Raw genomic sequence first — 12,800 nt, 5'->3', positions numbered from 1 at the left:
CCGGGGAAGCCGCCCGGCGGTCCGCCCGCCTCGGCGTTCGGACCGCCCTGCGCGTTGCCGCCGGGTGCCTCGCCGCCGAAGCCGCCCCGGCCACCGCCGGGACCGCCGCCGAAGCCTCCGCTGCCCGTGGTCGGCCCCGCGGTCGGGTTGGTGCCGCCCATGCCGCCGCCCGGGCCGCCACCGGCCGCCGCGGGTTCGGCGATCGCGTACGCCGCCGGGCCGGCGAGGGCCGCGACGACCGCAGCGGTCACGGACGCCGTGAACAGCCGCGCGCGGTTGCCGGAGCGGAAGAGGAACAGGCCGGTGATCGCCGACGCCATGACCACCGCGACGGCCGGCCACAGCCAGCCGTTCCAGTCGGCGGTCCGGCGCAGCAGCACGACCGCCCAGATCGCGGTGACCGCGAGTCCGGCCGGCAGCACCCACCGCCACCGGGCGTCCTGGCCGCGGAAGGCGCGCAGCAGCATGACACCGCCCGCGCCGGTCAGGGCCGCGATGCCGGGGGCCAGCGCGGTCGTGTAGTAGGGGTGCATGGTGCCCTCGGCCATGCTGAACGTCAGATGGTGCAGGACGGTCCAGCCGCCCCACAGCAGCAGCGCGGCGCGCTCGGGGTCGGTGCGCGGCGCACGTCCGCACAGCACCAGCCCGCCGACGAGCGCGATGCCCGCGAAGGGCAGCAGCCAGGAGATCTGGCCGCCGAGGATGTCGTTGAACATCCGGCCGAGGCCCGCGGTCCCGGCGAAGGTGCCGCCTCCGCCGCCCCCGCCGCCTCCGCCGTTGCCCTCGCCGCCCAGCACCCGGCCCAGGCCGTTGTAGCCCATGATCAGGTCCCAGGCGGAGCCGTCCGTGGAGCCGCCGATGTACGGGCGCTCGTCGGCCGGCACGAGCGAGACGGCGGCCGCCCACCAGAAGCTCGCGACGGCCAGGGCCACGGTGGCGAGCAGCAGGTTGCGGACCTTCTTCGCCCAGCCGAGCCGGGAGGCGTACACGTACACGGCGAAGACGGCGGGCAGGGCGATGTACGCCTGGAGCATCTTGGTGTTGAACGCGAGCCCGAAGCAGACCGCCGAGCCGAGCAGCGGCAGCAGCCGGCCGTCGCGGGTGGCCCGCAGGCCGAGGGCCGCGGCCGCGACCATCAGCAGGACCAGGGTGGTGTCGGGGTTGTTGTCGCGGTTGATGGCGACCGTGATCGGGGTCAGCGCGAGGACCAGCGCGGCCACCGCGGCCGCGGGGTGGCCGAAGACCCGCTTCACGGAGGAGTGCAGGATCCAGATCGTGCCGAGTGCGGCGGCGACCGTCGGCGCCATCATCTGCCAGGTCCCGAAGCCGAGGACCCGGCAGGACAGACTCATGATCATGAGAGCGAACGGCGGCTTGTCGACCGTGATGAAGTTCCCGGCGTCGAGCGAGCCGAAGAACCAGGCCTTCCAGCTCTGCGTACCGCTGAGCACCGCGGCGCTGTAGAAGCTGTTGAGGCCGGAGGCCGACAGGTTCCAGGAGTACAGGACCGCGGCCAGGACGAGGATCGCGAGCAGCGCGGGCAGCGACCAGCGCGGCGCGGCCGGCGCCGTCTCCGCGGGCTCCGCGTGCGCGGGCGCCGGCGGCGGGGCGTGGGGAGTCGTGGGGGCGTCGGGCAAGGGGTCAGTGGCAGACGTCACCACCGCACCATGACGCGAAGCGATGGGTGCGGACTGTGGTCCGCCTGGGTCTGAGCTGTGCGTCCGGACCCCGCCCCCGGAACACCCGAACCTCCGCCCCGGGAACACCCGGACACCCGGACACCCGTCCTGGGAACACCCGAACCTCCGCCCCGGGAACACCCGAACCCCCGCCCCGGGAACACCCGGACACCCGGACACCCGTCCCGGGAACACCCGGACACCCGGACACCCGTCCCGGGAACACCCGGACACCCGTCCCCGGAACACCCGAACGCCCTCCTCAGAACACCCGTACAACTTTCGGACGTTCCGGCGAGTCATCTGGGGCGAGCGCGCCGGGGGCGCGTTCGTATCGCTTCAAGGGGATGGGAAGCCTCCATGACTCACCGGATATCCCGGGCTGCCCGTGTGCTCGCAACGAGCCTTGGTGCCGCGGTGATCGTGCCGATCGCGATCGCCGCGGCCCCGGCCGGTGCCGCGCCGGCGCCGACGGTCAGCTGTACGTCGAGCAAGGCCGGTCTGGCCGCCAAGCTGCAGACGGACATCACCGCGGCGCTCGCGAACCGCAGGGGCACCGTCGCGGTCGGACTGTACGACCGCTCGACGAACACGACCTGCACACTCCGCGCCACCACCTCGTTCGACTCGGCCAGCACGGTGAAAGTCACCGTCCTCGCCACGCTGCTGTGGGACGCGAAGAAGCACAACCGCTATCTGACGAGCACCGAGACCTCGCTCGCCACCAAGATGATCACCCAGTCGGACAACGCCTCGACCACCAAGCTGTGGAACCAGCTCGGTCTGACGAAGATCAAGGGCTTCCTGACTGCGGCCGGGATGACGAAGACCACACCGGGCACCGGGGGCTACTGGGGTCTCACCCAGATCAACGTCACCGACGAGCAGAAGCTGCTCAAGCTCGTCACCGCCAAGAACACGGTGCTGAGCGACAACTCCCGCGCGTACATCCTGAAGCTCATGGGCCAGGTCGTCTCCTCGCAGCGCTGGGGGACACCGGCCGGGGCGCCCTCGACGGTCGCCGTGCACGTCAAGAACGGCTGGCTCTCGCGCTCCTCGAACGCATGGCGGGTGCACAGCCTCGGCACCTTCAACGGGGGCGGCCGCGACTACATGATGTCGGTGCTCACCGTCGGCAGCAGCACCATGGACTACGGCGTCGCCACCATTCAGGCCGTCGCCAAGGTCATCCACAAGGACCTCGTGCCGATCACCGTCACCGCCCAGCGGTACACGCCGACGACGACGCCGAAGGAGGCGTTCCCGGCCGTTCCCGCGAACTGAACCGCGGCGTATTCCCCCGTCCGCCCGCCAGGCAGCCCCGCCCGGCGGGCGGACGAATTGTTGCGGAGGGATGAAATCCGCTTCGTTCGGCGTTGGTGCCTTCCGGCGGAGTGAGATCTACGGAAGGCACCGGAGTGGCAGCGGAGCGGGGATGGGCCCGGCGGCTCGCCGGGTACGCGTGGCGGTACCCGAAGGACGTGGTGCTCGCGCTCGGCTCCTCGCTGGGCGGCATGGCCGTGATGGCGGTCGTCCCGCTGATCACCAAGGTGGTCATCGACGACGTCATCAGTGATCACAGCCGCGGCATGGCCCCCTGGGCGGGCGCGCTGCTCGGCGCCGCCGTCCTCGTCTACGTCCTCACCTTCATCCGCCGCTACTACGGCGGCCGGCTCGCCCTCGACGTCCAGCACGATCTCCGTACCGACATGTACGGGACGATCACCCGGCTGGACGGGCGGCGCCAGGACGAGCTGTCCACCGGGCAGGTCGTGGGCCGCGCGACCAGTGACCTCCAGCTGATCCAGGGCCTGCTCTTCATGCTCCCGATGACCATCGGGAACATCCTGCTCTTCCTGATCTCCCTCGGGATCATGGCCGCGCTGTCCCTGCCGCTCACCCTGGTCGCGCTGGCCGTCGCCCCGGCCCTGTGGTTCGTCGCCAAGCGCAGCCGCTCCAAACTGCACCCGGCCACCTGGTACGCGCAGGCGCAGGCCGCCGCCGTGGCGGGAGTGGTCGACGGCGCCGTCAGCGGCGTCCGCGTGGTGAAGGGCTTCGGGCAGGAGGACCAGGAGACCGGCAAGCTGCGCGAGGTCGGGCGGCGGCTCTTCGCGGGGCGGCTGCGGACCATCCGGCTGAACGCCAAGTACACCCCGGCCCTCCAGGCCGTGCCCGCCCTCGGCCAGGTCGCGATGCTCGCCCTCGGCGGCTGGCTGGCGGTGCGCGGCCAGATCACGCTGGGCACCTTCGTGGCGTTCTCCACGTACCTCGCGCAGCTCGTCGGGCCGGTGCGGATGCTGGCCGTCGTCCTCACCGTCGGGCAGCAGGCCCGCGCCGGCGCCGAGCGGGTCCTGGAGCTCATCGACACCGAGCCGTCGATCAAGGACGGCACCAAGGCCCTGCCGGCCGACGCGCCCGCCACCGTCGAGTTCGACGACGTGTCCTTCTGGTACGAAGAGGGCCGGCCGGTCCTGGACGGGCTGAGCTTCGAGATCCGGCCCGGCGAGACCCTCGCCGTCGTCGGCTCGTCCGGCTCCGGCAAGTCGACGGTCTCGCTGCTGATGCCCCGCTTCTACGACGTGACGCACGGCGCCGTCCTCATCGGCGGGCACGACGTCCGCGAGCTGACCACGGAGTCCCTGCGCGCCGCGATCGGGCTCGTCCCCGAGGACTCCTTCCTCTTCTCCGACACCGTGCGCGCCAACATCGCCTACGGCCGCCCCGACGCCAGCCAGGACGAGATCGAGACCGCGGCCCGTGCCGCCCAGGCCGACCGGTTCATCGCGGAGCTGCCCGGCGGCTACGACACCACGGTCGGCGAGCACGGACTCACCCTCTCCGGAGGGCAGCGCCAGCGCGTCGCGCTCGCCCGCGCGATCCTCACCGACCCGCGGCTGCTCGTCCTCGACGACGCCACCTCCGCCGTGGACGCCCGGGTCGAGCACGAGATCCACGAGGCGCTGAAGCACGTCATGGAGGGCCGCACCACCCTGCTGATAGCGCACCGGCGCTCCACCCTGAACCTCGCCGACCGCATCGCCGTCCTGGACGGCGGCCGGCTCGCCGACATCGGCACCCACGACGAGCTCCAGGCCCGCTCCGCGCTCTACCGGCGGCTGCTCACCGACCCCGACGAGCTGGGCGGTGTCTCCCCGGGACACGCCCTGCCGGCGGCGCCGCGGGAGGACACGTCCGTACGTGACGAGCTGGACGCCGAGTTCGACGCCGAGCGCGGGGTGACGCCGCACCTGTGGACCGGCGACCGCGAGCCCAGGGACAACGCGCTCGCCGGGATGCCCGCCACCCCGGGACTCCTCGCGCAGGTCGAGGCGCTGCCCCCGGCCACCGACGTCCCGGACGTCGACGAGGCCCGCGCGGTCGCGGCCGAGGACTCCTACGGACTGCGCAGACTGCTGCGCGGCTTCGGGGCCCCGCTGCTCATCAGCCTCGCCCTGGTCGCCGTCGACGCGGTGATGACGCTGCTGCTGCCCATCCTGATCCGGCACGGCATCGACCAGGGAGTCACGCGGCTCGCGCTCGGCGCGGTGTGGGCGGCGGCCGCGCTCGCGCTGGTCACCGTGCTCGTCCAGTGGGCGGCGCAGATCGGCGAGACCCGGATGACGGGCCGGACCGGCGAGCGGGTCCTGTACGCGCTGCGCCTCAAGATCTTCGCGCAGCTCCAGCGCCTCGGCCTCGACTACTACGAGCGGGAGCTCACGGGCCGGATCATGACCCGGATGACGACCGACGTCGACGCGCTGTCCACGTTCCTGCAGACCGGGCTGGTCACCGCGTTCGTCTCCGTCGTCACCTTCTTCGGCATCATGGTCGCCCTGCTGGTGATCGACGTACAGCTGGCGCTGGTCGTCTTCATGGCGCTGCCGCCGCTGGTCATCGGCACGTTCTTCTTCCGCCGGGCGAGCGTCAAGGCGTACGAACTGGCCCGTGAGCGGGTCTCCGTGGTCAACGCCGATCTCCAGGAGTCGGTGTCCGGGCTGCGGATCCTCCAGGCGTTCCGGCGCGAGGACGCGAGCGCCCGGCGGTTCGCGGAGGGCAGCGACAGCTACCGCAGGGCCCGGATCCGCGGGCAGTGGCTGATCTCCGTCTACTTCCCGTTCGTCCAGCTGCTGGCCTCGGGGGCCGCGGCGGCCGTGCTGATCGTGGGCGCTCACCGGATCGACTCCGGCACGCTCACCACCGGCGCGCTGGTCGCCTACCTCCTCTACATCGACCTGTTCTTCGCTCCCGTGCAGCAGCTCTCGCAGGTCTTCGACGGCTATCAGCAGGCCACCGTCTCGCTGGGCCGCATCCAGGAGCTGCTCAGGGAGCCGACGTCGACGAAGGCGGCCGACGAGCCGCTGGAGGTGCGGTCGCTGCGGGGCGAGATCGCCTTCGAGGACGTCGGCTTCGCGTACGGACCGGCGGACGAGGCCCAGGAGGCGCTCAGCTCGGTGTCGTTGCGTATCCCCGCCGGGCAGACCGTCGCCTTCGTCGGGGAGACCGGCGCGGGCAAGTCGACGCTGGTGAAGCTGGTCGCGCGGTTCTACGACCCGACGGGCGGGCGGGTGACGGTCGACGGCACGGACCTGCGCGACCTCGACATCACCGCCTACCGGCACCGGCTCGGTGTCGTCCCCCAGGAGGCCTACCTCTTCCAGGGCACCGTCCGCGACGCGATCGCCTACGGCCGTCCGGGCGCCACCGACGCAGAGGTGGAGGCCGCCGCCCGCGCGGTCGGCGCCCACGACATGATCGCCACCCTGGACGGTGGCTATCTCCACGAGGTCGCCGAGCGCGGCCGCAACCTCTCCGCCGGCCAGCGCCAGTTGATCGCGCTGGCCCGCGCGGAACTGGTCGATCCGGACGTCCTGCTCCTCGACGAGGCGACGGCCGCGCTGGACCTGGCGACGGAGGCCCTGGTCAACCAGGCCACCGACCGGCTGGCGGGCCGCCGTACGACGTTGGTGGTCGCCCACCGGCTGACCACGGCCGCCCGAGCGGACCGGGTCGTGGTGATGGACCACGGCCGCGTCACCGAGGACGGCACCCACGACGAACTGCTCCGGCTCGACGGCCGATACGCCGCGTTGTGGCGGACGTTCGTGGGCGCCCCGGAACCCGAGGAGCCCGTCAGCTCCTCTGCTTGATGTCGGAGATTTTCTTCGTCGCCAGATCCGACTGCACCGTCAGATAGGTGTACGTCGGATGCCGGTCGGAGCCCCAGGTCAGCCGGACCGTCGACCACGTGTGCCCGGCGCCGCTGTCGCCCGGTGTCACCTTCCAGGCGCGCGGCACGTCCTGGGCGCGCAGCACCCCGTCGGCGTGCCGGCGGTTCTCCCAGGTCGTCAGGCGGGAGCGGAGCCCCGAGGTCAGGTAGAAGGACCGCAGCTGGGTGCTGAGGCGGCCCGAGCCGGAGTCGGTCACGGCGTCGATGTAGGAGCCGTAGAAGTCGGCCACGCGGTCGTAGGCGGGGCCGTTGCTCCCGCTGCGGGCGGGCGGTGGGGCGGTGGAGCGCGCGACGGCCGGTACGGAGGCACCGGCGGTGATCAGAAGGGCCGCGGCGACGAGTGCGCGGCCGGTCGTGCGGGAGGGCTTGATGCCGGACATGAACTACCGCCTTTCGTTTCCTGATCAGTTGGACCCCGGCTAAACGGGCACGGTTGCCCTGAAAAAGGAAAAGACCTCGCACGGGTGAAACAAGGATCGACAGCGGTGTCCCCGCGGTGCGCAACCATCCGCCGTACGTCCTGCGTCCGTACACCAGTACGCTGATTGCTGCGGGAGGGACGACAGTGGACAGTGGTGCGATACGCCGACGGCTGGCGCTCGGCGTGGCCGTGCTGACCGCGTCCGGGCTGCTCGCGCTCGTGAGCCCGGGGAGCGCGCAGGCCGCCGCCGCCTCCTGCTCGGGCCGCAAGGTCCGCACGCTGACCTTCGCGACCGGTTCCGTACGCGTGTACAAGCGCGGCGGCTATGTCTGCGCGGTGACCCTCCCCAAGGCGCACGGCTCCCGCAAGCGGATGTCCGTCAGCGTGCAGGCGCGCGGCGGCCGGCCGGTGATCGACTCGGGGCACTTCGCGCATCACGCGGGCCCGGTGACCGTGTACGCGGGCCACCGTTGCGTCCGGATCAAGGGCGCGGTCGGCTCGGGCTCCATGAGCTCGGGCTGGATCCTCTGCTGAGCCGTACCGCCTCGGTAACCCTCGCGTCCCGACGCCGCCGGCCGGCCCGGCATCCTCCGCCGCTTCACCGAAAGTCCACAGGGTTGGCCCAAGAACCCCTGGTGTCACAGGAGTTGCTCCGCTAGGTTCCGGCGGACATCTGCGTATTCCCAGGGGAGGGTGCATGCGCAAGGCGCTCAGATGGCTGCTGGCGCTCACCGTGCTCATAGGCACGATGAGCACGGCCGGGGCGGCCACCGCCGCCCAGCCGGAGGCCACCGGCACGACCGGCACGACCGGTACCACCGGCACGACCGACGAGGACATCCTGGACCGGCTTCTCGCGATCCCGGGCATGAGCCTGATCCAGGAGAAGCCGTACACCGGCTACCGGTTCTTCGTCCTGAACTACACCCAGCCGATCGACCACCGGCACCCGTCCAAGGGCACGTTCCAGCAGCGCATCACGGTGCTGCACAAGGACACCGCGCGCCCGACGGTCTTCTACACCGGCGGCTACAACGTCTCCACCACCCCGAGCCGACGCGAGCCGACCCAGATCGTGGACGGCAACCAGGTCTCGATGGAGTACCGCTTCTTCACGCCGTCCCGGCCCGACCCGGCCGACTGGTCCAAGCTCGACATCTGGCAGGCGGCCAGCGACCAGCACCGCATCTTCCGGGCCCTGAAGCCGGTCTACGGCAAGAAGTGGATCTCCACCGGCGGCTCCAAGGGCGGCATGACCGCCACGTACTACGAGCGCTTCTACCCGCGCGACATGGACGGAGTCGTCGCCTACGTCGCGCCCAACGACGTCGTCAACGACGAGGACTCGGCGTACGACCGCTTCTTCGCGGGTGTCGGCACCAAGGAGTGCCGCGACAAGCTGAACGCCGTGCAGCGCGAGGCCCTGGTGCGCCGGGAGCCGCTGGAGAGGAGGTACGCGGCGTACGCCGCCGACAACGGCTACACCTTCACCACGGTCGGCAGCCTCGACAAGGCGTACGAGGCGGTCGTCCTCGACTACGTGTGGGGCTTCTGGCAGTACAGCCTGCTGGCGGACTGCGACACGATCCCGGCGAACGCCAAGTCCGCCACCGACGACGCGATCTGGAACTCCGTCGACTCGATCTCCGGCTTCTCCTTCTACACCGACCAGGGTCTTGAGCCGTACACCCCGTACTACTACCAGGCGGGCACCCAGCTGGGCGCGCCGACGATCCACTTCCCGCACATCGAGAAGAGGTACCTCCGCTACGGCTACCAGCCCCCGCGGAACTTCGTGCCGCGCTCCGTCCCGATGAAGTTCCGGCCCTCGGCGATGCGTGACGTGGACGGCTGGGTCCGCCACCACGCGCACCACATGCTGTTCGTCTACGGCCAGAACGACCCGTGGGGCGCCGAGCGCTTCCGCCTCGGCTCCGGGGCGCGCGACGCGTACGTCTTCACGGCGCCGGGCCTGAACCACGGCGCCAATGTCGCGGGGCTCGTCGCCGACCAGAAGGCGCTGGCCACCGCCCGCATCCTCGCGTGGGCGGGTGTCGCCTCCGCGACGGTCCAGGCGAACCCGTCGGCGGCCAGGCCGCTCGCGGCGTTCGACGCGAAGCTGGACCGGCGTGACGTCGAACGCGACATGACGTTGCGTCCGTAGCGTCCCGGCTGCGCCCGCCCCCGGCTCACAGCGGGCGGGCGCAGCCCACCGGCCTGGCACCGCCGAGTTCGACGTAGAGCTCCGTGGCGGACGGGCACTCGGAGCGGGCCGTGACCGCCGACGTCACCTTGTACTCCGGGCTCTTCTCGCCGGTGCCGTCGCACGCCGTCTCGCGGACCTGCCCGCGGCCCGCGCCGTGGACGCAGTCGCCGACGACGGTGCGGGGACCTCCGCCGCCGCCCGGGTCGCCGGGGTGCGGGGGTTCGAGCTTGCGCATGCAGGCGTAGCCCCGCGGGACGGCGCCGTCGCCGTCCTCGTCGGAGGCGGGCCTGGACTCGCTGATGTGCAGGACGAAGTCCGTGGTCGCCGGGCAGGACGGGCCGTCCGTGACCTTGCCCTCGTAGCGGGCGATCACCCGGGCGGCGGCCCGTTCACTGGTGCAGGGCACCTCCGTGAAGCTGGTCGTGCCGAAGGAACTGCACTCGTCGCGGGCGAGGAAGACCGATCCGTAGCCGGAGGGGCGCGTCGAGGCCGGTGCCGGGCCGGGTCCGGCGCCCGAGTCGGACCAGCGGTCGCAGCCCGCGAGGGCGGCCGAGGCCAGCAGCAGGGCGCACAGCATTCCCCCGGTACGCCGACACACCGAGCTGGCCCGCATGGCTTCCCCCCAACCCCCGGCCCAGCGTGACCCGCCGGGGCGGGCACACGCCAGACACGTGGCTTCCTTTGGCTCACTTGGGGGTGGGGCTCCGGGTGGGCTGCGTACGGCTAGTACGTCAACCCGTACCCGATCGGATACAGCACCTGCGCCGGGTCGTCCGCCCGCTGCACCGGAACCGGCAGCTTGCCCCGCGGGTCCACCCGGCCGGCGATCACCCGGGCGGCGGCGCGCAGTTCCACGTCGGTCCAGGAGTAGGCGGCCAGACAGGCGCCGACACCGGGGAGCTGGGCGACGTCGTACGGGTTGCGGATGGCGACGGCGATCACCGGGACACCCGTCGCGAGGAGGCCCTCGACCAGGGTCTTCTGGGAACCGGTCGCCGTGACGTTGTACGTCCCGACGACCACCGCGTCCGCGTCGGCCGCCGCCGCGACGGCCTTGGCGATCGTCGCCGCCGAGGGTGCCGTACCCGTGGACAGGGCCGTCGCCGTGAAGCCCAGCTCGGTCAGCGCACCGGCGAGAACGGCGGTGGGCGGCCCGTCGGACAGTGAGGGGGAGGCGGGATCGGCGCCCACCACCAGCACCTTCGGGGTGCGTCGCCGGGACAGCGGGAGCAGCCCCTCCTTGTTGACCAGCAACGTGGTGGTGCGCTCGGCGATCCGGTCGGCCGTCCTGAGGTGTGCCGGGGTGCCGACCACACGGTCGACGGCCGCGTCCCGGACGTAGGGGTCGGTCAGCAGCCCGAGCTTCGACTTGAGCCGCAGGACGCGCAGGATCGACTCGTCGAGGCGGGCCTCGGTCAGCTCGCCGCCGCGTACGGCGTTGAGCACCGCGTTCCACGCGACGTTCAGGTCGGGCGGGTTGAGGAGCTGGTCGACACCGGCCTTGAGAGCGAGGACGGGGACGCGGTCGTCGCCGTATTTCGTGCGGACGCCCTCCATACCCAGCGAGTCCGTCACCACGACGCCGTCGTAGCCGAGTTCCCCGCGCAGGATGCCGGTGAGGATCGGGTGCGAGAGGGTCGCGGGGTCGCCGGCCGGGTCGAGCGCCGGAACCATGATGTGCGCGGTCATGATCGAGTCGATGCCGGCGCGGATCGCCGCCCGGAAGGGCACCGCGTCGAGGGTCGACCACAGTTCACGGCTGTGGGTGATGACGGGGAAGCCGAAGTGGCTGTCGACGGCGGTGTCCCCGTGGCCGGGGAAGTGCTTGGCCGTGGCCGCGACGCCCGAGCCCTGGTAGCCCTTCACCTCGGCCGCCACCAGGCCCGCCACCGCGTCCGGGTCGGCACCGAAGGAGCGGACACCGATCACCGGGTTGGCCGGGTTGACGTTCACATCGGCGACGGGGGAGTAGTCCTGGCGGATGCCGAGCGCGCGCAGTTCGGCCCCGCCGACGCGGCCCACCTCCCGGGCGTCGGCCCGCGAGCCGCCCGCGCCCAGCGCCATGGCGCCCGGGAACAGCGTCGCGGGCTTGCCCACCCGAGCCACTATCCCGTGTTCCTGGTCGGTGGAGATGAGCAGGGGCAGTCCGCGCGGCTGCTCCAGCGAAGCCCGCTGGATCCCGTTCGACAGCGCGGCGACCTGATGCGGATCGCGGGTGTTGTGCGCCCAGGAGAAGTAGATGATCCCGCCGACGCGGTACTTGGCGATCAGCTCGGCGGCCGTGCGGACGCCGATCTCCTTGAGGTTGGCGTCGATGTCGGCCTGGTCGGGCGCGGTGGCCGAATGGCCGTACACCCGCATCACGAACAGCTGGCCGACCTTCTCCTCCAGGGTCATCCGGGAGATGAGGGCGCGCAGTGCCTTGTCGCCGTGCGGGCCGGTCTCGGCCGCGTGGGCGTGGGGGCCCGCGGCCAGCGCGGCGGTGACGCCCGCGGTGGCCGCGAGAACCGTACGCCGGGAGGGTCTTGACGGTCTGTCCGGCTCGGTCGGCCCGGACGGTCTTGCGGTGCTTCCCGTGCTGGAGTCGCGCACAAGCGCTCCTTCCCTCGTGAAGGAAACTTCCGAGGAGCCACGAATATCCGGGAAGTTTCTTCCAGTCAAGGGTGTGCACAGTATCCGGGAAGGGGCCGTCACCGGCGCAGTTGGAGGGGGGCGCGCCGGTGACGGCGTGCTGTCGGCCGCAGGCGGCGGAGAGGGTTGGTCAGCGATCGCAGCCAGCAGCGAAGCCGACACCGCACCGCGGTGACTCATCCGGCAGCATGCGCATGGGACGAAGCCGTCAGGTGGTGGGTTCCCCTGTTCCGGGAATTCGGTACCGGTGTGTCTGCCGGGTTGCGAGGTGTCGGCCGACGGAGGCCGTGGCCCCCGTCGGCCCCTGGAACGGACGGATGCGCTACCTGCCCTGGACCCAGACCACGACCAGTGAGACGGCGGCTGTTCCGATGGCGGTTCCGATAGCGGCCGTGGCGCCGCGGATGGCGTGGCTGGCTGTCGCCCTTCCCCACGTGTCCCACAGTTTTCGTGCCGCTGTGAGGATGACGCGGGCGACAGAGTCGCTAGACTTCATGGGTGGAGTGCCCTTCTTGGATCATTGCGTGAGAGTGCTCTGCGCGGGAGCCCCTGGCCGGATGCTTGCCGGCAAGGCCTGGGGGCTCCCCTTTACGTTGTCGATCATTTCGACAACCGTCCGGGGTGGATAAGTCATCC

At 71.6% G+C, this 12,800-nt stretch carries 8 protein-coding genes; 4 read left to right on the top strand and 4 right to left on the bottom strand.

Annotated features, from left to right (window positions below):
• Window positions 1–1,658, bottom strand: a 1,658-nt coding sequence (locus ACFWBT_RS09970) for a glycosyltransferase family 39 protein (protein WP_385697838.1), incomplete at its 3' end; no start/stop codon positions are given.
• Window positions 1,659–2,039: 381 nt separating this feature from the next.
• On the opposite strand from ACFWBT_RS09970, the gene ACFWBT_RS09965 reads away from it, so the two are divergent.
• Together ACFWBT_RS09965 and ACFWBT_RS09960 are read left to right on the top strand one after the other, a co-directional pair.
• Complete coding sequence (locus tag ACFWBT_RS09965; protein ID WP_385697837.1) at window positions 2,040–2,963, top strand: serine hydrolase; 924 nt, start codon at window positions 2,040–2,042, stop codon at window positions 2,961–2,963.
• Window positions 2,964–3,097: 134 nt separating this feature from the next.
• Entirely contained in the window at window positions 3,098–6,826 is a 3,729-nt protein-coding gene (locus tag ACFWBT_RS09960) for an ABC transporter ATP-binding protein (RefSeq protein WP_385697835.1), read from the top strand.
• Here the strand turns inward: ACFWBT_RS09960 and ACFWBT_RS09955 are convergent.
• Entirely contained in the window at window positions 6,810–7,286 is a 477-nt protein-coding gene (locus ACFWBT_RS09955; RefSeq protein ID WP_385697833.1) for a hypothetical protein, read from the bottom strand. The genes ACFWBT_RS09960 and ACFWBT_RS09955 overlap by 17 nt on opposite strands.
• Window positions 7,287–7,471: 185 nt before the next feature.
• Between ACFWBT_RS09955 and ACFWBT_RS09950 the strand changes: the two genes are divergently transcribed.
• Together ACFWBT_RS09950 and ACFWBT_RS09945 are read left to right on the top strand one after the other, a co-directional pair.
• On the top strand, window positions 7,472–7,861 hold the full coding sequence (locus tag ACFWBT_RS09950) for a hypothetical protein (RefSeq protein WP_385697845.1): 390 nt from the start codon (window positions 7,472–7,474) through the stop codon (window positions 7,859–7,861).
• A gap of 163 nt (window positions 7,862–8,024) precedes the next feature.
• Window positions 8,025–9,491 carry a S28 family serine protease gene (locus tag ACFWBT_RS09945; protein WP_385697831.1) on the top strand — a complete coding sequence of 489 codons (1,467 nt, stop codon included), beginning with the start codon at window positions 8,025–8,027 and terminating at the stop codon, window positions 9,489–9,491.
• Between the two features lie 25 nt (window positions 9,492–9,516).
• Here ACFWBT_RS09945 and ACFWBT_RS09940 read toward each other — a convergent pair whose 3' ends face one another.
• Window positions 9,517–10,146 carry a hypothetical protein gene (locus ACFWBT_RS09940; protein WP_385697830.1) on the bottom strand — a complete coding sequence of 210 codons (630 nt, stop codon included), beginning with the start codon at window positions 10,144–10,146 and terminating at the stop codon, window positions 9,517–9,519.
• 110 nt (window positions 10,147–10,256) lie between these two features.
• Window positions 10,257–12,125, bottom strand: coding sequence for a glycoside hydrolase family 3 protein (locus ACFWBT_RS09935; RefSeq protein WP_385697828.1), 1,869 nt, complete (start codon window positions 12,123–12,125; stop codon window positions 10,257–10,259).
• Between the last annotated feature and the right edge of the window lie 675 nt (window positions 12,126–12,800).

This window comes from Streptomyces sp. NPDC060027 (genome assembly GCF_042737005.1).
GTDB lineage: Bacteria > Actinomycetota > Actinomycetes > Streptomycetales > Streptomycetaceae > Streptomyces.
Note: the sequence above shows the minus strand (reverse complement) of the source record. Positions and strands in the feature narration are given on the sequence as shown.